Origin of the sequence: Bradyrhizobium sp. SZCCT0153, from assembly GCF_018129995.1 — a bacterium.
GTDB lineage: Bacteria > Pseudomonadota > Alphaproteobacteria > Rhizobiales > Xanthobacteraceae > Bradyrhizobium > Bradyrhizobium japonicum_G.
The window spans coordinates 146,661-167,532 of sequence record NZ_JAFCKS010000001.1; the positions used below are offsets into that span (position 1 = coordinate 146,661).

At 65.6% G+C, this 20,872-nt stretch carries 17 protein-coding genes; 13 read left to right on the top strand and 4 right to left on the bottom strand.

Annotated elements, in window-relative coordinates; translation table 11 throughout:
* Positions 1 to 125: 125 nt before the first annotated feature.
* The 6 genes from JQ572_RS00710 to JQ572_RS00735 all read left to right on the top strand — a co-directional run bounded on the left by JQ572_RS00710 (position 126) and on the right by JQ572_RS00735 (position 9,194).
* Positions 126 to 1,013 (top strand): dihydrodipicolinate synthase family protein, encoded by an 888-nt coding sequence (locus JQ572_RS00710; protein ID WP_211381073.1) that lies wholly within the window; start codon positions 126 to 128, stop codon positions 1,011 to 1,013.
* 215 nt (positions 1,014 to 1,228) lie between these two features.
* Positions 1,229 to 3,556, top strand: a complete 2,328-nt coding sequence (locus tag JQ572_RS00715) for a TonB-dependent siderophore receptor (RefSeq protein WP_211381074.1) — start codon at positions 1,229 to 1,231, stop codon at positions 3,554 to 3,556.
* Positions 3,557 to 3,619: 63 nt separating this feature from the next.
* Entirely contained in the window at positions 3,620 to 4,801 is a 1,182-nt protein-coding gene (locus tag JQ572_RS00720; RefSeq protein ID WP_211381075.1) for a PepSY-associated TM helix domain-containing protein, read from the top strand.
* A gap of 73 nt (positions 4,802 to 4,874) precedes the next feature.
* Positions 4,875 to 6,107, top strand: coding sequence for a rhodanese-like domain-containing protein (locus tag JQ572_RS00725; RefSeq protein WP_211381076.1), 1,233 nt, complete (start codon positions 4,875 to 4,877; stop codon positions 6,105 to 6,107).
* A 97-nt stretch (positions 6,108 to 6,204) separates the two neighbouring features.
* A complete protein-coding gene (gene serA, locus JQ572_RS00730; RefSeq protein WP_211381077.1) occupies positions 6,205 to 7,449 on the top strand; it encodes a phosphoglycerate dehydrogenase in 1,245 nt (414 codons plus the stop codon).
* Positions 7,450 to 7,532: 83 nt separating this feature from the next.
* Positions 7,533 to 9,194, top strand: a complete 1,662-nt coding sequence (locus JQ572_RS00735) for a tannase/feruloyl esterase family alpha/beta hydrolase (protein WP_211381078.1) — start codon at positions 7,533 to 7,535, stop codon at positions 9,192 to 9,194.
* Between the two features lie 34 nt (positions 9,195 to 9,228).
* Here the strand turns inward: JQ572_RS00735 and JQ572_RS00740 are convergent, their stop codons facing one another.
* The 3 genes from JQ572_RS00740 to JQ572_RS00750 are packed head-to-tail and all read right to left on the bottom strand — an operon-like array spanning position 9,229 to position 12,505.
* Positions 9,229 to 9,681: an AAA family ATPase gene (locus JQ572_RS00740; protein WP_433996193.1), complete on the bottom strand. Its 453-nt coding sequence runs from the start codon at positions 9,679 to 9,681 to the stop codon at positions 9,229 to 9,231.
* A 15-nt stretch (positions 9,682 to 9,696) separates the two neighbouring features.
* Positions 9,697 to 11,310 (bottom strand): DHA2 family efflux MFS transporter permease subunit, encoded by a 1,614-nt coding sequence (locus JQ572_RS00745; RefSeq protein ID WP_211381079.1) that lies wholly within the window; start codon positions 11,308 to 11,310, stop codon positions 9,697 to 9,699.
* Positions 11,258 to 12,505, bottom strand: coding sequence for an HlyD family secretion protein (locus JQ572_RS00750; RefSeq protein WP_211381080.1), 1,248 nt, complete (start codon positions 12,503 to 12,505; stop codon positions 11,258 to 11,260). Before JQ572_RS00750 ends, JQ572_RS00745 begins: the two co-directional genes overlap by 53 nt.
* Positions 12,506 to 12,662: 157 nt before the next feature.
* Between JQ572_RS00750 and JQ572_RS00755 the strand changes: the two genes are divergently transcribed.
* From JQ572_RS00755 to JQ572_RS00785, 7 genes are all read left to right on the top strand, one after another.
* A complete protein-coding gene (locus tag JQ572_RS00755) occupies positions 12,663 to 13,286 on the top strand; it encodes a TetR/AcrR family transcriptional regulator (protein WP_349643083.1) in 624 nt (207 codons plus the stop codon).
* A 31-nt stretch (positions 13,287 to 13,317) separates the two neighbouring features.
* Entirely contained in the window at positions 13,318 to 13,767 is a 450-nt protein-coding gene (locus JQ572_RS00760) for a MarR family winged helix-turn-helix transcriptional regulator (RefSeq protein WP_211381082.1), read from the top strand.
* The gene (locus JQ572_RS00765) at positions 13,764 to 14,534 is read left to right on the top strand and encodes an enoyl-CoA hydratase (protein ID WP_211381083.1); all 771 of its coding nucleotides are present in this window, start codon (positions 13,764 to 13,766) and stop codon (positions 14,532 to 14,534) included. The genes JQ572_RS00760 and JQ572_RS00765 overlap by 4 nt, the downstream gene beginning before the upstream one ends.
* 121 nt (positions 14,535 to 14,655) lie before the next feature.
* Positions 14,656 to 16,737 carry a methyl-accepting chemotaxis protein gene (locus JQ572_RS00770; protein ID WP_211381084.1) on the top strand — a complete coding sequence of 694 codons (2,082 nt, stop codon included), beginning with the start codon at positions 14,656 to 14,658 and terminating at the stop codon, positions 16,735 to 16,737.
* Between the two features lie 125 nt (positions 16,738 to 16,862).
* The gene (locus JQ572_RS00775; protein WP_211381085.1) at positions 16,863 to 17,804 is read left to right on the top strand and encodes a dihydrodipicolinate synthase family protein; all 942 of its coding nucleotides are present in this window, start codon (positions 16,863 to 16,865) and stop codon (positions 17,802 to 17,804) included.
* 281 nt (positions 17,805 to 18,085) lie between these two features.
* On the top strand, positions 18,086 to 19,486 hold the full coding sequence (locus JQ572_RS00780; RefSeq protein WP_211381086.1) for a selenium-binding family protein: 1,401 nt from the start codon (positions 18,086 to 18,088) through the stop codon (positions 19,484 to 19,486).
* Positions 19,487 to 19,563: 77 nt separating this feature from the next.
* The gene (locus JQ572_RS00785) at positions 19,564 to 20,157 is read left to right on the top strand and encodes a hypothetical protein (protein ID WP_249128846.1); all 594 of its coding nucleotides are present in this window, start codon (positions 19,564 to 19,566) and stop codon (positions 20,155 to 20,157) included.
* 3 nt (positions 20,158 to 20,160) lie between these two features.
* Here JQ572_RS00785 and JQ572_RS00790 read toward each other — a convergent pair whose 3' ends face one another.
* Positions 20,161 to 20,859 (bottom strand): DUF1045 domain-containing protein, encoded by a 699-nt coding sequence (locus JQ572_RS00790; protein WP_211381088.1) that lies wholly within the window; start codon positions 20,857 to 20,859, stop codon positions 20,161 to 20,163.
* Positions 20,860 to 20,872 lie beyond the last annotated feature (13 nt).

Genomic DNA, 20,872 nt, shown 5'->3' on the forward strand with positions numbered 1-20,872 from the left:
AGGATTTGCGTCTTCCTTGTATGTAAGGTACAAGATGGAAAGTAAAGCAAAATCAAGACTCGGGAAGCTTCCGAAGATCGTTGGCGATCAGAGGCTTGGTCCGGGGCGCAGCAAAAGGCAGTGAGATGGCGGCGGAGGCAATTCGCGGGTTCTGGGTGGCGTCGGCGACGCCGCTGGCGACGGACGGCAGCGTGGACGCCGGCAAGCTCGCGGCCCACGCCAAGCAACTCTTCGGCAAGGGCGTCGACGGTGTCGTGCTGTTCGGCACGACCGGCGAGGGCACCTCGTTCAATGTCGCCGAGCGCGTCGCGACCGTCGAAGCCGTGCTCAAGGCCGGCGTCGCGCCTGACCGCATCGGCATCGGCGGCGGATTTCCCGCCATCACCGACAGCATCGCGCTGACGCGTGCCGTGCTCGGCCTCGGCCTGCGTCACGTGCTGTATCTGCCGCCTTATTTCGACCGCAGCGTCACGCCCGAGGGCATCGAGGATGCCTTTGCAGCGATCCTCGACGGCGTCGCCGACGATCGCCTGCGCGCCTTGCTCTATCATATCCCGCAGGTCTCGGGCGTTGCGATCCCGACCAGCGTGGCTGCCAGTCTGCGCAGGCGCTACGGCAAGGTCGTTGCGGGTCTGAAGGACTCAAGCGGCGACTTCAAGCAATTCCAGGCGTTCCGCGCCGCCGCGCCGGAGCTCGCCATTACCGTCGGCAACGAAGCCGACATTGCCCGCGCGATCGCTGCCGGCGGCGCCGGCACCATCTGCGGCATGGCCAATGTCGCGCCGGAGCTGGTCAAGGGCATGGTCGACGGCAAGGATGTCGAAGCGCGGATGCAGGCTGCGGTCGACGTCGTGCTGAAGACGCCGTCGTTCCTCGTGACGCTGAAGGCCATCCTGGCGGCACAGACCGGTGATGCTGCGTGGTTGCGCGTGCGCCCGCCGCTCCGTGCCTTGTCCGACGGAACCGCGTTCAAGCGGCAGCTCGACGAGCTGATCACTCCCGCCATCGTGTGAGATCGCGCAACACCGCAACACCGTGACACGTTGCCACGAATTCGCGTGCAGCGTGTCGCGGTCGCGACAGCGTCAATCAGTGAGTGACGTTCGGCGCTGCTCTACGCTTAGAACGATTCAACACTAGAGCTATTCAAGCCCGACTACGGTTCTCTTTGATCGCCGCGACTGTTAGACGCGCCAGCTTCTGCGTCTGACTTGGAAGTGAATCGAAAGTGCGTGTCTCTGTAGATGGCCAGCGCGTCAGCGGCCGTCGTCATCGTGCCGGCGAGAGCCGCGCGGGTCTTCTCATCGGCGCAGCCGTGCTGCTCGCCGAATTTCCCTCCGGCACGGCGACCGCGCAGGCGCAATCGGCACTGCCGCCGGTGACGGTGGAAGCGCCGGCGCCGCGGCCGAAAGCGGCGCGCCCATCGGACCAGTCGCCGCGCCGCGCTCAAAGCGCCGCGCGCCAGCGGAGCCGGAACGCCGCTACACCCGCAGCGCCGACGCTCTCGGAGCGCGCCGCCGCCGAGGCTGCCGCGCAACAGGCCGCCAAGCTTGGTTATCGCGCGATGCCGAGTTCGACGACGCTGCGCAGCGGCGCCTCGCCGCTCGACACTTCGCAGACCGTCAACGTCGTGCCTGCGCAAGTGCTGAAGGACCAGTTGCCGCGCAACATCGACGATGCGCTGGTCAACATCAGCGGCATCGCCCAGACCAACACGCTCGCCGGCACCCAGGACGCGGTGATCCGTCGCGGCTTCGGCGACAATCGCGACGGCTCGATCATGCGCAACGGCATGCCGCTGGTGCAGGGGCGCAGCCTCAATGCCGCGGTCGAGAGCGTGGAAGTGCTGAAGGGACCGGCTTCGCTGCTCTACGGCATCATGGATCCCGGCGGTATCGTCAACACCATCAGCAAGCGTCCGGAGCTCTACCAGCACGGCTCGGTCACATTGCTCGGCTCGACCTTCGCGAACAACCGCAGCGGCGCCGACGGCACGCTCGACATTACCGGTCCGATCGGCGACGGCGGTCTCGCCTATCGCTTCATCGGCTACGGCGTCAGCGAAGACTATTGGCGCAACTTCGGCCGCCACAGGGAAATGCTGGTGAACCCGTCGCTGGCCTGGTACGGCGACACCACGACGGTCCAGCTCACCTATGAGCACCGCGAATTCATCTATCCATTCGATCGCGGCACTGCCTTCGTCAAGGGCGCTCCGCTGGCGATCCCGAAGACGCGTCGGCTCGACGAACCCTTCAACAACATGTGGGGCACTTCCGACCTGGTGCAGGCCTCGGTCGAGCAGAAGCTGGACGACAATTGGAAGGTCACGGCGGCCTACAGCTACAACACCGAGACCTTCAGCGCCAACCAGCTTCGCATCACCGGCGTCAACGCCACCACCGGCGTCGAGACCCGCAGCAATGACGGTACGCGCGATTCGCTGAGCAACGCCAGCTACGGCACCTCCTATCTGCAGGGCGACGTCTGGATGGGCGGCTTCCGCAACGAGATCCTGTTCGGGGGCGAGGCGCTGTATCGCACGATCGATCGCCACGATTTGATCCGGCAAGCGACCCCGAGCTTCAATTTCTACAACCCGGTCTACGGGCTGATCGTGCCGGGCACGACCGTTTCGGCAACCGATAGCGAACAGACCGACAAGCTCGGCACCCGCGGCTTCTTCGCCCAGGACACGTTCCATCTGACCAACTGGCTCTCCGTGGTCGGAGGTGTGCGCTGGATGGAATACGAGCAGCTCGCAGGGAAAGGCCGGCCTCTCTTCGTCACGAACACCAATCTGGCGGGCGACAAGGTACTGCCGCTCGGCGGCGTCGTCTTCAAGCTGAACGATCAGCTTTCGTATTACGTGAGTTATACGCAGTCGTTGAAGCCGACATCGGTCATCGCGGCGTTCACCACCGGCTTTGTCGTCGATTCCACCATCGCGCCAGAAGAGGGCACGCAGTGGGAGACTGGTTTGAAGTTCGACGTCAGCAAGCGGCTGTCTGGCACATTGGCGTTCTACGATATCCAGAAGAAGAACGTGCTGGTGCTGGACGATATCGGCAACGGCAAATCGGCGGCGCGCACATCCGGCGCAGCCAGGTCGCGCGGCATCGAACTGGACGTCACCGGCAAGTTGAGCGATCAATGGAGTCTGATCGGAAGCTACGGCTATACCGACGCACGCTTGATCAACGATCCCGTCGTCGGCAATGCGAAGCTGTTCAACGCCGCAATGAACACGGCTTCGCTCTATCTCGTCTACGATTTCGGCGACGCGCTCCCCGGCCGTCTGCGGCTCGGCGGCGGTACGCATTATGTCGGCGACAGGCCGGGCGATTCCGCCAACACGTTCGTCATGCCGGCCTATACCGTCGCGGACGTCTTTGCGACCTACGACACCAAGATCGACAAGCTGCCGGTGACCTATCAGTTCAACGTCAAGAACCTGTTCGACAAGCTCTATTATACGTCCAGCACCGGGAACGCCCTGAACGTTGCAGTCGGCGATGCCCGCCGCTTCTCGCTGTCGGCGACGGTGAAGTTTTAGGGATGGTCGCGCGGTGCGCCCATGCCGATTTGTGGATCGTGCCGATCATGGAGATCGGGAGCGATGCGTAGGATGGGGCGCGCGATCAAGGCCGGTCTGCTCCAGGTCCATTCCATCGCGGGTCTCGTGCTCGCGCTGCTGCTGGCCGTGATCGCGCTGACCGGCGCGATCATGAGTTTTGAGGACGAGATCGGCGACTATCTGAACGGCGGCATCATGCAGGTCGCGCCGCGTCAGGCGCCGCCGCTGATGCCCGACGAACTGGTGGCGCGGCTTAAGGCCGGGCAGGATGCCGGCAAGGTGGCAGCCGTCACGCTGTCGAGCGATCCGTCGGCCGCGGTGCATGTTCGCTTCGGCCGCGACGTGCAGGGCGTGCGGCCGGCCTCACTGTATGTCGATCCGTATGACGCTCGCGTGCTGGGATCGCCGCGCGGTGAGGAGTTTTTCGCGACCGTCCGCCGGCTGCATCGCTGGCTCCTGATTCCCGGCGATGCCAAGGGGTGGGGGCGTCAGACCACCGGCATCGCCGCGCTCGGCCTGATCGTCATGCTCATCTCTGGTCTCGTGCTGCGCTGGCCGCGTCACGTCGGCAGCGTGAAGACGTGGTTGAAGCCGAATCTCGGGCTCAGCGGGCGCGGACTGCACCGGTCGCTGCATGCGGTGATCGGCACCTGGGGTTTGCCGATCTATCTCGTGATGACGCTTACCGGCCTGTGGTACTCGTTCGACTGGTACAAGGATGGCGTCGTCCGGCTGCTGTCGCGTCCGCAAGTCGCTGCGGCGAAGATGCAGCCGAAGCAGCCGCGCGCACCCGGCCATCCCGAGCCGGCTCAGGCGGTGGGCTTCGATCGTGCGTGGACGACGTTCCAGCGCGAAGAGGGCGACCATTTCTCCAGGGCGTTGCTGACGCTTCCCGCCGGTCCGGGCACGGCGATACGGATCCGCTCCTGGGGTAAGGACTCCACCCTCGACACCACCCGTGACGAATTCCGCGTCGATGCAGCCACCGGCCAATTCGTTTCCGCGGAGCGTTACGCCGACAAGACCCTCGGCGAGAAGACCATCGCAAATCTGCTCGACATCCACCGCGGCGCAATTCTGGGTTGGCCCGGCAAGCTGGCGTTCATGATCGCGGCAGCGCTGATGCCGCTGTTCGCGGTCACCGGCGTGCTGCTTTATCTGTCGCGCCGCAGGCTGCGGCGCCCGGCGCAGCCCCCGCTCGGGCGGCTGGTTTCGGGCGAGTGAACCGGCGCGAAGGCTAGCCAAGCGCGCGACGATCGTTCAAAACCCGTGGCCTGTCCTCGCCAAGGTCTTTGCCATGAAGCTCACCAACGTCACTCCCGCCGACATCCGCCGCGCGTTGCTGCTCCGCGAGGAGATCGCGTTGCTCGATCTCAGATACGAGGCCGCCTTTGCGACCGGTCATCCGCTGTTTGCCGCCAACATGGCTGCGGACAGGATCGCGGTCGAAGCCGAGGTGAGGCTGCCGCGCAAAGATGTGGCGATCGTACTCTATGACGACGGCGAGGGACTGGTCGCGCCCGGCGCTGAACGGCTTGCCGCACTCGGTTATACCAGCCTCAGCGCGCTCGACGGCGGGCTGAAGGCCTGGCGCGCGGCCGGCTATCAAATGTTCGAGGACGTCAATTCCTATTCCAAGGCCTTTGGCGAGCTGGTCGAGTCGCGCAGGCACACCCCCTCGTTCAGTGCCGACGAGGTGGCAAAACTGATTGCGGACAGGGCCAATATCGCCATCCTCGACGTCCGCCGCTTCGACGAATATGCGACGATGAACATTCCGGGCTCGGTCAGCGTACCCGGCGCGGAGCTGGTGTTGCGGGCAGGCCAGGCGGCGCCCGATCCCGACACCACCATCATCGTCAATTGCGCCGGCCGCACCCGCTCGATCATCGGCACCCAGTCGCTGATCAATGCCGGCGTGCCCAACAAGGTGCGGGCGCTGCGCAACGGCACCATCGGCTGGACGCTGGCGCGGCATACGCTCAACCATGGCGCCGACCGGCGCGGGGCGATCGGACCCTTCGAGGGCGGTCCGGCCAATGCGCGCGACGTCGCCTATCGCGCCGGTGTTCGCCATGTCGGCGCGGGCGAGGCGGGGGCGCTCGCGGCGCAGACGGAGCGCACGCTCTATCGCTTCGACGTGCGCGACGCGGAAGAATATGCGGCCGGCCATCTCCCCGGCTTCCGCCATTATCCTGGCGGGCAGCTGGTCCAGGAGACCGACATGGCCGCGCCTGTGCGGGGCGCGCGTATCCTGCTGAGCGACGACAAGGGCGTCCGGGCCGACATGACGGCATCCTGGCTGGCGCAGATGGGCTGGGAGGTTTACGTGCTCGAGGGCGGCTATGACGGCGCGCTCCAGGTCGGCCCGCCGCGGGTGTTGCCGAAGCCCGACCCGGCCCACCGCTACCGCCGCCCCTATGAGGGCACCGATGTCGCCGAACGCGCGATGCAGGCCTATCTCGACTGGGAGTACGGTTTGGTCGAGCAGCTCCGCCGCGACGGCACGCACGGGTTCTACGTCATCTGACTACCGCCCGGCCATCTTCTCCCCATCTCCAAACCCTATTGTGCTGAGTCTGCCCTGCGGTCTATGAGCTGCGGCAAAGTCTACCTATGGAGATTCTATGCCAGCCCCAGGCCAAAGCCCTGAGCGGAACGCGAAGGCGCTGCTGCTCGAAGGCGTCAACGACAGCGCCGTGGACCTGTTCAGAAGCGCGGGCTTCGCCAATGTCGAGCGGCTGACCAAGGCACTGGACGGCGAGGATCTGCGGCGGGCGCTCAAGGGCGTGTCGCTGCTCGGCATCCGCTCGCGCACCCAGATCACCGACGACGTGCTCGCGGCGGCCGACCAGCTTCTCGCAGTCGGCTGCTTCAGCGTCGGCACCAACCAGGTCGATCTCATGGCGGCGCGCAAGCGCGGCATTCCGGTGTTCAACGCGCCGTTCTCCAACACGCGCAGCGTCGCCGAGCTCGTGATCGGCGAGATCGTGATGCTGCTGCGGCGCATCTTCCCTCGCTCGGTGTCGGCTCATGACGGCGGCTGGGACAAATCGGCGACCGGCAGCCGCGAGGTGCGCGGCCGCACGCTCGGCATCGTCGGCTACGGCAATATCGGCTCGCAGCTATCGACGCTGGCCGAGGCCATCGGTATGCGGGTGATCTACTATGATCGCACCGATAAGCTCCGCCACGGCAACACCGAGCCGGTCGAGAAACTGGAAGAGCTGCTGGCGCAGAGCGACGTGGTCAGCCTGCACGTGCCGGAGACGCCCGAGACCGCCGGCATGATCGGCGAGAAGGAGCTGCGCACGATGAAGCCCGGCTCGTTCCTGATCAACAACAGCCGCGGCACCGTGGTCGATCTCGATGCGCTCGCTGCAGCATTGCGCGACGGCCATCTCGCCGGCGCCGCCATCGACGTGTTTCCGGTCGAGCCCTCGTCGAATTCCGATCGCTTCAAGAGCCCGATGCAGGGGCTCGAGAACGTCATCCTCACGCCGCATATCGGCGGCTCGACCGAGGAGGCGCAGGAGCGCATCGGCGGCGAGGTCGCGCGCAAGCTCGTCGACTATTTCATCACCGGCTCGACCATGGGGGCGGTGAATTTCCCGGAGGTGCAGCTGCATCTGCGCCCCGCCGGCGCGCGCTTCAGCCACGTCCATCGCAACGTGCCCGGCATGCTGCGCCGTCTGAACGAGGTATTCCTCCAGCGCGACATCAACATCGTCGCACAATATCTGGAGACCGCCGGCGACCTCGGCTACGTCGTGCTCGACGCCGACCTCGGCGGCGAGGATTCAGCCGCGCTGCTTGCGCAGATCCGCAGCCTCGAAGGCACGGTCGGCGCGCGGCTGGTGTTCGAGCACTAGCACTGCATTGACGACCGGCCGGAGGTGGCCTTGAATGAGGCCTCCTGATGGAACGAACGAAAACAACAAAGCAGGGGGAAATGATGGCGCGGATGCGTGTGAAGGTCTGTGCGTTGCTTGTGGGGACGGCGGCCGCGCTGGGCGCCGGCGCCGCGTCGGCGGAGACGCTCGCCGAGGATGCGGACACGGTCTGCAAGGGCCTCGCCGGCAGCGCGGACGCCGTGACGATTGATTCCGCGACCTTCCTGGCGCCGTCGCAGATCGCCGTCGCCGAACGCGGGCCGACGCCATCGGGGCGCATCATTCCGGCCAATCCCGGCTTCTGCAAGGTGCTCGGCCATATCGATCCCACCGACCCCAAGGCGCCGCCGATCAGGTTTCAGGTCAATCTTCCCGTCGAATGGAACGGTCGCTCGCTGCAATATGGCGGCGGCGGCTTCAACGGCGTGCTCATCACCGGCCTTGCGCTGCCGCCGGCCTATCCGTTCGACAAGCCGTCGCCGCTCGCGCGCGGCTTCGTCACCTACGGGACCGATTCCGGCCATGAGTCAAAGCCGGGTGAGCCGCCGCAGCTGTTCGCGCTCAACGACGAAGCGTTCGAGAATTTCGCCCATCGCGCCTACAAGAAGGTGCGCGATGCCGCCGTCGGGCTGATGCAGCGCGCCTACGGCAAGAGGCCGGAGAAAATGTACTTCATGGGCTCGTCCGAAGGCGGCCGCGAAGGCCTCACCATGGCGCAGCGCTACCCTGACGATTTCGACGGCATCTTCGCCCGCGTGCCTGTCATCAACTGGGTCGGCCTGCAGCATGCCGGCACGCGCTCGGGTCTCGTGACGATGGGTGACGGCTGGATCAATCCGGCGCAGGTGAAGCTCGTGGGCGATGCTGTGCGCACAGCTTGCGACAAGGCCGACGGCTCCGACGACGCGCTGGTGCAGGATCCCGTGGCGTGCAAGGCCGCGTTCAAGGTCGAGGCGCTGCGCTGCGTGCCTGGTCAGAGTGGCGACCAGTGCCTCACCGATGCGCAGATCGACGCGGTGAACACGCTGCACGCGACCTACAAATTCCCGTTCGCACTTGCCAATGGTCTCGACGACTATCCGGGCTGGGGCGTCTCGGGTGAGGACACGCCGGCCGTCGGCCCAACCGGCGGCTGGATCGCGTGGTGGCTCGGCACCGCGCCGCCCGCGCAGCCGCCCGCGCCCAAGAATGGCATCGCCTGGATCTACGGCGCCGGCGGCATCCAATACGTGTTCGCACGCGACCCCAAGCTCGACGTCACCACCTACAAGGTCGAGGACCACAAGGCGCGGCTGCTCGAGGTATCGAGCCTGATGGATTCGACCGATCCCGATCTCAGCCGTTTTCGCGCCCGTGGCGGCCGGCTGATCATGCTCGAGCACATGGCGGACTACGCGCAGAGCCCCTATGCCGGCATCCGCTATTTCGAGAGCGTCGAGCGCAAGCTGGGCAAGGCGGAGACGGCGGAGTTCGCGCGGCTCTACACCGCGCCCGGTGTCGATCACGTCGGCTCCGGCGCACCGGCCAATGTCGACATGCTGAGCGTGCTGGTCGACTGGGTCGAGAAGGGCAAGGCGCCCGGCGACCTGGAGGTTGCCGAGCAGAAGGTCGAGGCGCCGTCGTTTGCGACGTTGCGCGCGATGCCGCTATGCCGCTGGCCGGGCTGGCCGCACTACAAGTCGGGTGCGGTGACGGAGGCGTCGAGTTTCACCTGCGCGCCGTGAGACGAATCTGAGCGAACCGCCATGGTGGCGGGTGTCATCCCGCCGCCATCGCCTGCGCGCCACCGAGCAGTTGCGCATTCAGCCGTCCGCCGGAGAACAGCATGTCGTCGAGCCCCTCGTCGATCTCGGCGGAAACGACGGAGTTGCCGCCGTCACGCGCGAGGCTGGCCTGCGCCAAGCGCCGCACCAGCTCCTTGATGAAGGCACAACTCGTGCCCTCGCTACGCCGGGCGGCCTCGGCGACGACGGCCTCATCGAGCGGCAGCCCTTTGCCGTAGAGTCGGACCAGCTTGCTGCGGCCGGTCTCGTCAGGAAGAGGCACCTCGATGGCCTGATCGATACGGCCGGGGCGGCCGGCGAGCGCGCTCTCAAGCTGCTGGGGACGGTTGGTGGTCAGCACGAACAAGATGTCAGCGTCCTGCTTCAAGCCGTCCATTTCGTTGAGGAGCCGGTTGAGCAGCGGTTCCTCGCAGCCGCGAAATTTCAATCGATGGGTGAGGTCCTAATGTGCCGGTCCGCCCGCCGCCTTCACGCGCCGCGTCAGCAGGACCGCGATGGCGGCGATCACGAGCACGATTCCGATCACGGCAAAGGCGTCCGAATAGCCCATCACCAGCGCCTGGCGCTTCACGGTCTTGCCGAGCGCGATGATGGCCTGCTCGCGTGCGGCGTTGGGGTCGGGCACGCCGTGGGCCATGAAGTAGTTCGTCATCTGTGCGATGCGGGCGCGGACCTCCTCGCGGCCGAGCGTGACCGACTGGCCGATGATGTTGGAGTGGAATTGTTCGCGCTTGGTGATGATGGTCGCGAGCGTCGCCGTGCCGATCGCGCCGCCGAGGTTGCGGAACATGTTGCTGATGCCGGAGGCCGCGGCCGCATGCTGCGGAGCGATGCCGCCCGTCAGCACCGAGGTCAGCGGCGTCAGCACCATGGCCTGCCCCACGGCGCGCACGATGTTCGGGATCCAGAGCTGGTCTCCGGCATAGTCCGTCGACATCGCGGTGTTCATGAAGCAGCTATAGGCGAAGATCAGAAGTCCGGTGATGGCGATGTAGCGCGTGTCGAAGCGCTGCATCAGCTTCGGGATCAGCGGAATCAGCACGAGCTGCGGCAGGCCGGTCCAGGCCAGCACGTTGCCGATCTGCTCGGCATTGTAGCCCTGCGCCTGGCCGAGATAGGCAGGCAGGATGTAGACCGAGCCGAACAGCGCGAATCCGACCATGGTCATCGCGACGGTGCCGAAGCCGAAATTGCGTTGCGTGAGCAGGCGCAGCCGGATCAGCGGCTTCTCGATCGTGAGCTCGATCGCGACGAACAACGAGAGGCTCACGGCTGCGATCACAGCCAGCTTGACGATGAAGGGCGAGGAGAACCAGTCGTCCTTGTTGCCTTCCTCGAGCACGGCCTGCAGCGCCGACAGCCCGATCGCCATCGTGAAGATGCCGCCCCAGTCACCCTCTTTCAGCAGGCCAAGCTGCATCTTCTGCCGCTCCAGCGTCAGATAGAGCGCGGCCACCATCACCGCCGTCGGGATCACGTTGACGAAGAAGATGGTGCGCCAGCCGTAGTTCTCGGTGAGATAACCGCCGATGGTCGGGCCGATCGCGGGAGCAAAGGTGACTGACAGCGCGAAGATCGCGAGGCCGACCGGCTGTTGCGGCTTGGGCAGCTTGGTCAGCACCAGCGTGAATGCCATCGGGATCAGCACGCCGCCGGCAAAGCCCTGCAGGCCGCGCATCGCGATCATCGACGGCAAATCATGAGTGAAGGCGCAGGCGACGGAGAAGGCGGCGAACAGCGTCGCGCTCGCCAGCATGTAGCAGCGGAACGAGAACACGCGGCTCATATAATCGGTCAGCGGGATCACGATGATCTCGCCGATCAGATACGACGTCGAGATCCATGAGCCGTTGTCGGCGCCGGTGCCGATGCCGCCTTCGATGTTGAGCAGCGAGGCGTTGGTGATCTGGATGTTCAGGATCGCCATGAACGAGCCGATCATGGCGGCGAGCACGGCGATCCAGGTCGCGGCGCTCGCGCGGTTGGGGTCGCTCGCCGTGCGATCAGGCGTCGCGGCCGGTGTGGCTTGCGTCGAAATTGAGAGGCTGTTTGACATGGCACGACCCTCCAGAAACGAGCTTGGCTTTGGGCGTCGTTGCCGCATTTGCGGTCGGCGCGGCCGAACGTGTTGCAATGGTCGGTATCACCGACATGCCGGGACGGAGCGCAATTGCGGGTCCACGCCCGGCATCGAGCGCGATCCTGACCGGGATGCGCTGCACGACCTTGGTGAAATTGCCGGTCGCGTTGTCCGGCGGCAGCAGCGCGAATTCCTGGCCGCTGGCCGGCGCGATCGAATCGACGTGGCCGTGCATGACCTGGCCCGGGAACGTGTCGACTTCGATATCGACGCTCTGGCCCGGCTGCACATGCGTGAGCTGCGTCTCCTTGAAATTGGCGACGACGTAGGCGCCTTCGGCCGGCACGATCGCCATCAACTGCGTGCCCGCCTGCACGAACTGGCCGACGCGCAAGGAGCGGTTGCCGACCACGCCGTCGATCGGGGAGACGATCGTGGTGTAGCCGAGATTGAGCTCGGCCTGACGCTGGAGCGCGGCTGCGCGGGCGGCCGCGGCCCTGGCCTGCAGGATCTCGGCTTTCAGGAGGTCGACCTGCTTGAGTGCGGAGGTGAGATTGGCGATATCGCGCTGGATCGCCGCGTCGGCGCCGGCATCGCGCGCCTGCGCCTGCTGCGCGTTCTGCACGCTGCCAAAGCCCGTTGCGGCAAGATCGGTGTAGCGCTTGTTCTCCTGCCTGGCGAAAAGCTTCGCGGCATTGTCGACATCGATGGTCGCTCTCGCCGCTGCGATCACGGCTTCCTGAACGTCGAGCTGCGCTTCCTTGCTCGTCACCGTCGCGTTCGCGGCGGCGACGTCGGCCTTGGCCTGGTCGAGTGCGACCCGGAAGTCGCGGTCGTCGATTCTGGCCAGCACCTGGCCGGCTTTCACATGCTCGTTATCGCCGACCAGGACACGGTCGAGATAGCCGCTGACCTTCGGCGCGATGGTGGTGTTGTCGGCCTTCACATAGGCGTCATCGGTGGAGACGAGGTACTGACCGACGGTCCAGTAGTCGTAGCCGTACCAGCTCGCGCCGGTCAGCGCGACGATCGCCGCACCCATCAGCAACAGTTTGCGAATGTTGGGCGTTTGCCGGCGGACGACACTCGGCGCGGCGGGCAGGACGCCTTCCGGCGCGGTCGCGGGAATGGCGGTTTGGGCGGCAGCAGAGGGGGTGGTGTGGACGGTCATGGCCGGCTCCCCGGAATTAGGAAACTTGATAATTTCCAAAATGAGACTAGCTTCGGAATTGTCAATGGAATGACAGGCATCATTTAAAGACATGGCTCAGGCAAAATCGGAAAGCGCAAGATCTTCGGGCGAAAGCCGCCCGCGCGGACGGCCGCCGGTGCGCTGCGACGAGGAGACGAAGCGGATCGTCCTCGAGGCCGCGCGGCACGCGTTCGCCGTTGAAGGCTATGCGGCGACCAGCACCGAGGAGCTGGCGCGCCACGCCGGCATCTCGACCAGGACGCTGTATCGTCTGTTTCCCAGCAAGGCCGCGCTGTTCGAGGCGATGTGTGCCGACCGGCTCGAGCGGCTGCTCTCCGCCGTCGATCTGCAGGCCAGCGACGAGGTCGATATCGAAACCGGCTTGCGCGCCGCGTTGCTCGCCTGCGCCGATCTCGCGCTCGATCCGGAGGTCGTGGCGTTGCAGCGCATGGTGCTGCAGGAATCCGCCGCATTCCCCGAGCTTGCCCTGAATTTCTACAAAAACGGCATTTCCCGCACCGTCAGGGCGCTGGCCGGCTGGCTGCGCGTCCAGGTCAAGCGCAAGCGTATCGCCATCGACGATGCGGAGGAGGTGGCCGGCATGCTGATCGGCATGGTCGCATCGGCGCCGCAGCGCGCTGCGATTTACGGCAGCATGCCTCTGCCGTCGCGCCAGCAGATCGAGCGGCGCGTGCGACGCTGCGCGGCGCTGTTCCTGGATGGCTGTCGCGCCGCGCGGGGCCTAGCAATGCGCTTTTGACAATCCGATCCGCCTGGGCTATGTATTTCGCATGCGAAATAATGAGGCCGGCGCGAAGCATCATCGGCTGATCTACCTGTTGAGCGTTGCGCAGCGGCGCTTGCAGCGCTGGATGGCGGCGCAGCCCGAGACTGATGTGACACCCGCGCAGGCGGGGCTGTTGTTCATCCTCGGCAAGCAGGACGGCGTCCTGATGGGCGAGGCGGGCGCGGCGCTCGATCTGGGGCCGGCCGGGATTTCCGGCCTCGTCGATCGCACGGCGGCCGCCAGACTGGTCGAGCGGCGCGCGGACCACGAGGACGGACGCGCCTGGCGCATCTGGCTGACGCCGAAAGGCCGCACGGCTCTGGCGCAGGCGAAAGCCGGCGCTGCCGAAGTCAATGCGGCGTTGACGGAAGGATTTACCAGCGCGGAGATCGACATCGTCGCGCGCTGGCTGACAAGCATCCAGGATAAATTCCCAAGAGGAGCAAACGAATGACTGACCAGGTCCGGATCGAGAACAACGGTGGAATCCTCACGCTCACGCTGGCGCGTCCCGACAAGAAGAACGCGCTGACCGATGCGATGTACGGCAAGCTCGCCGACACCATCGAGTCCGCCGAGTCTGACCCGGCGACGCGCGTGATCCTGATCCGCGGCGAGGGCGACATGTTCACCGCCGGCAACGACGTCGGAGAATTCGCCGCCGTCGCCGCGGGCAAGTCCGAAGGTAGCCGCAACGTCGTGCGCTTCATCCAGTCGCTGGCGCGCTGCACCCGGCCGCTGGTCGCCGCCGTGCAAGGCCGCGCCGTCGGCGTCGGCACAACGATGCTCCTGCATTGCGATCTCGTCGTGCTCGCCGACAATGCGCAATTGTCGACGCCCTTCGTCAGCCTGGCGCTGGTGCCGGAGGCCGCTTCCAGCCTGCTGATGCCGGCGCGCATCGGCTACGCGCGCGCCTACGAGATGTTCGCGCTCGGCGAGACGGTGCCGGCCAGATCCGCGCTGGAATGGGGGCTCGCCAACCGCGTGGTGCCGCTGGGCCAGCTCGACGCCGAGGCGCTCGCGCTGGCGCTGCGCCTAGCCCGTCAGCCGGCCGGCGCGCTCATCGCCACAAAGAAGCTGATGCGCAACGGCGAGGCGCTCGTCGCGCAGATGAACGCCGAGGGCGAGCAGTTCGGACAGCGTCTGCGCACCGCCGAGGCGCGCGAGGCCTTCACCGCTTTCGCCGAGCGGCGCCCGCCGGATTTCACCAAACTCGCGTGACATCGGGCGCTGCGTGGAGGGTCTGTCAGGGCTGAAATTCACGGCAATTCGATTAAAAGCTTAACGAAACATTGGCATGTCCCGGGGCAAGGTGGCGCTCGAAAAAGTAGGCCCCCGGCTCATGACAATGTTTAAGAAATCGGTAAGTTCGCTCCTCCTGACCTTGATGGCCCTGCTCGCCGCCGGTGCGCTGATCTCTACGGCGCTCCAGATGGTCGGGGCGTTCGGCCGCTACAGCGACAGTCTCGAAACCGCGCGGCTCGCCGCCGCCGACAAGGCGATCTTCCACGGCGTTCTGTCGCTGCGAAACAATCGCGGCGATGCCCAGAGCGCAATCCTCGGCGACGACGATCCGCGCACCAAACTCGAAGCAGCGGAGAAGGCCGAGCAGGGCGGCTATGACGCCATTGGCGCTGCGCTCGCAACGATCGAGTTCGCCCGCCGTGACGAGCTCGCCGGCACGCTGAAGCAGCGTTGGGGCGAAGCCGCTCCGCAATTCCAGCTGTTCTACGACGAAGCCAAGCGTCCGCGCGCCGAACGCAAGATCGAGCGGACCAACTCCTGGTACGATGCCGTCACCAAGGTGATCGACACGGCCAACCTCGCCTCCACCGCGGTGTCGAACCGTGCCTGGATGAACGACCCCTTCATCGCCCGCATGATCCAGGTCCGGCGCTTTGCCTGGCAGGTGCGCGACCGTTATGGAATCCATTGTTCGTCCCTTCGCTCGAACGTCAACAGCAGCAAGCCGCTCGACGACAACCAGAAACGGTCGCTGGCGCAATGGGACGGCACCATCGCTTCCGGCTGGGCGGGCATGGCCGAATTGCTGGCTGCGCCCGACGTGGCGGCGGAGCTCGTCACCGCAGCGACGGACGCCAAGGCCAAGACCGATGGTGTCATGAAGCAGATCGGCGAGATCACCAAGAATTTCGACGGCAGCGGCAAGCCCGCGCTTCCCGCCTCGGAGTGGAACACGCTGTGCCAGTCGCCGTTCCCGCTCATCGTCGGGGTCGCGAACAAAGCGCTGGATCAGTCGATCGCGCGCGCCGAGACCGTTCAGGCCAAGGCGCTCTCCAATCTCGTCGTGCAGTCGCTCGCGTTCCTGCTCGCATTGGCCGTTACCCTGGCCGGCGTGTTCGTGGTGCGCAATCGCCTCATGCGCCCGGTGCGCGCCATCCTCGACGCCATCGCCAAGATCAGCGCCCGCGACTACGCAACGCCCGTTCCGCAATCCAGATATCCCGACGAGTTCGGCACCATGGCGGCCGCGCTCGAAAGCCTGCGCGAGAGTGCGGCGACCGCGGAACGGCTGGGCCAGGAACGCGAATCGCAGCAGGCGCTCCAGCTCGCCCGCTCCGGCACAGTCGATGCAGCGTGTCGCAGCTTCGACGACACCGTGCAGGCCGTCATCCAGAGCGTCGCTGCGTCGGCCAGGGAACTCGATGCGACCGCGACCGACGTGGGCTCGCTGGTCTCGGAATCGAGCAGCCAGACCGCGGCGGTCTCCTCCTCCGCCGAGCAGGCCACGAACAATCTCGAGACCATCGCGGCCGCGACCGAGGAACTCTCCGCATCCGTCGGCGAGATTTCCGCCCAGGTGCAGGCCAGCGCGCGTGAGGCGCGCGAGGCCGTGGCGCAGGCCGAGCAGACCAACGCGACGGTCGAGATCCTCGACCAGACGGCAAGCCGCATCGGCGAGGTCGTGAAGATGATCAACGCCATCGCCGGTCAGACCAATCTCCTGGCGCTGAACGCGACCATCGAAGCCGCGCGGGCCGGCGAAGCGGGCCGCGGCTTTGCCGTGGTTGCCGGCGAGGTCAAGAACCTCGCCGCCCAGACCGCAACGGCCACGGAAGAGATCTCGCGCCAGGTCGAGGAGATTCAGGGCGCCACGGGCCAGGCCGTCGCTGCCATCCGGTCGATCGGCGGCGCCATCGGCGGGATCGACGAGAAGATGACGGCGATTGCGGCCGCCGTCGAGGAGCAGCGCGCGGCCACCACCGAGATATCGCGCAACTTCCAGCAGGCCGCGCAGGGAACCCGCGAGGTCACTGACACCATCGGCAGCGTCGCCAGGCTCAACGAGGAGACCGGCAACGCCGGCACGGTGCTGTTCGAGTCCGTGAAGAAGATGTCGGCCGATTCCGATCGTCTCCGCGTCGCGGTCGAAGGCTTCCTCGGCGCGGTGAAAACGGCGTAATTCGATATCTCTGCATCCCAACGGCGTGCGGATCGGCATTGCCGCCGATCCGCGCGCCGGGTACATCTGTCGTGCTGCACGAGCGCAGCAACTGACGTAATAGCCTATCAGGGATGGAGAGTTCGATGCCGGTTACGCCACACCACAAGGCCCAGCGCCCCTATCGCGGCGTGTTCCCGGTCGCGCCCACCATCTTCGACGAGCGCGGCGAGCTCGACCTCGAGGGCCAGCGCCGCTGCATCGATTTCATGATCGATGCCGGCTCAAACGGTCTCTGCATCCTCGCCAATTTCTCCGAGCAGTTCGTGCTCACCGATGCCGAGCGCGAGACCGTGATGCATGCGGTGCTGGAGCATGTCGCAGGCCGGGTTCCCGTGATCGTCACCACCACCCATTTCAGCTCGGCCGTCTGCGCCGCGCGCAGCCAGCAGGCCGAGGCCGCCGGTGCCGCGATGGTGATGGTCATGCCGCCTTATCACGGCGCGACCTTCCGCGTGCCGGAGAAAGGCGTGGTCGAATTCTTCAAGGTGCTCTCGGGCGCGATCAACATTCCGATCATGATCCAGGACGCGCCAGTGGCGGGCACGCCGCTCTCGGTCGAGCTGCTTGCCCGGCTCGCGCGCGACTTCTCCAACATCCGCTATTTCAAGATCGAGGTGCCGGGCGCGGCCGCAAAGCTGCGCAGCCTGATCGAGGCTGGCAGCAAGGACATCGAGGGTCCCTGGGACGGCGAGGAGGCGATCACGCTCTTGGCCGATCTCGATGCCGGCGCCACCGGCGCCATGACCGGCGGCGGCTATCCCGACGGCATCCGTCAGATCATCGATCCCTATTTCGCGGGCAGGCGCGAGGAGGCGAAAGCCGCCTATGAGCGCTGGCTGCCGCTGATCAACTACGAAAACCGCCAATGCGGCCTGATCGCCTGCAAGGCGATGATGCAGGCGGGCGGCGTGATCAAGTCGGATGCGGTGCGCCATCCGCTCCAGCCGCTGCACCCGGCGACGCGGGCAGGGTTGCTGGAGCTCGCGAAGGAGCGCGATGCGCTGGCGCTGCGGTGGGGGAAGTAGTGTTGCACCCATTCGGTTGTCGCTAGGTCTCTCGGCAACACCGCCTTTGCGCGGGCGAAGCCGAGTGTGAGGTGCGCGCTTGGCCTGTTCCCACCGGCTTCCATGTGATTGAAAGCGTCGAATCAGCGCGGTTCGGGCTGTTTCCCGCAGGCCGACGATGACGTATTATACGCCCGCCAACCAGGTCCGCGGAGCTTCCCAAGACGCCGCCTAGCGGCTCCTCAATATGCCGCTATTCCGGGCCAGGTTGGAGCAAGCCGACGAAACAGGGAGGCAGTGCCATGACGATGAGGCCGGATCCCACCTTTCACGCATCGCCCAAGCTGGCGATGGAAGCGCCTGCGGAGAACTTTGCCTACACGTTGCTGCTCAGTCCGGACTTCTCAAAACCCGATGCTCTCGCGGTCATCGACGTCAAGCCGGGATCGCAGACCTACAGCCAAATCGTCCACACGGTGACGATGCCCAACAAGGGCGATGAGTTTCATCACTTTGGCTGGAATGCCTGCTCCTCCGCCTTGTCGCCGCTCGCCGGACATGCCTTCATCGAGCGACGCTATCTCATCATCCCCGGGATACGCTCGTCGCGGATCTACATCATCGATACCAAGCCCGATCCGACCAAAGCCAAAATCCACAAGATCATCGAGCCCGAAGAAGTCTTCAAAAAGACCGGCTATTCGCGGCCGCATACCATCCATTGCGGGCCGGACGGCATCTATGTGAGCACGCTGGGCGGCGGCGGCAAGGACGGCACCAACGGGCCTCCAGGCGTCTTCATCATGGATTGCGAGACGTTCGAGATCCTTGGACGATGGGAGATCGACCGCGGTCCGCAGACGCTGCACTATGATTTCTGGTGGAACCTGCCGCGCGACTACATGGTGACGAGCGAATGGGCGTTGCCGCCGCAGTTCGAGAACGGGATCGTCCCGGAAGACCTGCTGGCGAATAAGTATGGCCATCGTCTCCACTTCTGGGATCTCCGCGCCCGTCGCAACGTGCAGACCATCGACCTTGGCGCCAATCATCAGATGGCGCTGGAGGTACGGCCGGCGCACGATCCGGTTCGCGAATACGGCTTCGTAGGCGTTGTGGTCGACACCACGAATCTCGAAGCATCGATCTGGACCTGGTGGCGCGAAGGCGGAAGTTTCCATGCGGAGAAGACAGCGACGATCCCGCCCGAGCCCGCGCCAAAGGAGAAGCTCCCGCCGCTGCTCCAGGGCTTTGGTGCCGTGCCACCGCTGGTGACCGATATCGACCTGTCGATGGATGACCGGTTTCTCTATGTCTCGTGCTGGGGCACGGGTGAAATGCGCCAGTACGACGTGAGTGATCCGCGAAAGCCGAAGCTTGCGGGCTCGGTTCACATCGGCGGCATCGCGCGCCGCACCCCCCATCCGAACGGCAAGGCATTTGCGGCCGGTCCGCAGATGGTGGAGATTAGCCGCGACGGCAGGCGCGTGTACTGGACCAATTCGCTCTATTCCACCTGGGATGACCAGTTCTATCCCGACGGCGTTCCGGGTGTGGAGGTCATGGCCAATGTCGGTCGCAATGGCGGCCTCGAGCTCGACAAGAACTACTTCGTGAGCTTCCCCGACGGATATCGTGCGCACCAGATCAGGCTGGAAGGCGGCGATTGTTCGACGGACTCCTTTTGCTACCCGTCGGCCTAGATTGGGCACACGCGAGCCTCGGCTGGCTGTGGCTCGCCCTCGTTGCGAGCGGCCTCTATCACGGGGTCAATCCGGGAATGGGCTGGCCGCTCGCCGTTTCGGCCGGGCTCATGGACAGGAGCCCGCGCGCGCTCTTTCGTGCGTTGTGGGCTCTGGCGGCCGGACATCTCCTGGCAACACTTCTCGTGCTGCTGCCATTCGCGTTCCTGCTCGTGCTGGCCAAGTGGCAGCATTCGATCCAGCTCGGCGCGAGCCTTCTCGTCATCGGCTTCGGCGTCTATCGGCTGGTCGAGCGGCGCCATCCGCGCACGCTGGCACGAATTCCGCCAACGCAATTGGCGCTCTGGTCATTTGCGGTTGCCATTGCTCACGGCGCCGCCTTGATGCTCGTGCCGATCTATCTCGGGCTGTGCCAGGCCTTCGAACTCGATGCCGGCCATGAGGCTGCCGGCGCGCTGATGAAGGCAAGTCTCGGGATGGCGGTGCTGGTGTCTTTGGTGCACGTGGCCGCCATGGTCAGCGCCGGCGGATGTCTGGCGTGGCTGGTCTATCGTCATCTGGGATTAAGGTTCGTCTCGCGAAGCTGGTTCAATCTGGATGTCATCTGGGCGACCAGCCTCGTTCTGGTTGGCGTTGTGGCGCTCGTCTTCAATCTCGCGAGCTGGCACTGACGCCTATCGCGTCAAAGCCCACTCGCCGATGATGCGAAACCTCGCCTTGGCATCGTCCTGCCTGAACAGTGCGATGCGATCGATCGCCAGCGTGTCGAGACCGAGCGTCGCAAACCTCGCCCGCAGCATGTCCAGAATCGGCCCGCGCCGCTCCGCGTCCAGCCGCCCCGTCAGCGTCATGTGGAAGCGGAATTCCTCCATCACGTAAGGGTAGCCCCAGCGATCGAGATTGTCGCGCTGCCGTTCGCTGAGCTTCTCGGGCTTGCGCCGCGCGCGGTCCTCACTGGTGAGAGCGACGCGGAAGGAATCGAAATCGCGAACGCAGTCTGCGGCGAGCTCTTGAAGCGCGTCGACCGGCACGGCCGGGATGACGGCGATGAAGCCGCTGATGGAATCGACGACCGGGCGGATCACGGGAATAGGCCGCGCCTTGCCTGCGAACGCGGCACAGGCCGCCATGAGATCGGCCTCGCTCTTGTCGGGCGCGAGCGCCATCGGCGCCTTCAGCGTGCCGTGAAAGCCGTATTTGCGCGGATCGGCGGTGATGTCGCGCCAGTCCGGCGCGAGATGCGTTGCGTCGGCGGGAAAAGGCAGCTCGTCGCCGGTGGTGGCGTCATAACCGAGCAGCTCGGCGCCGAAGCGGGAGAGGGCGCTGTCGGCGTCTGCGGCAAAATAGATCGCGTAGCGGGGAAAACCTGTCATTGCCTCAGCATAA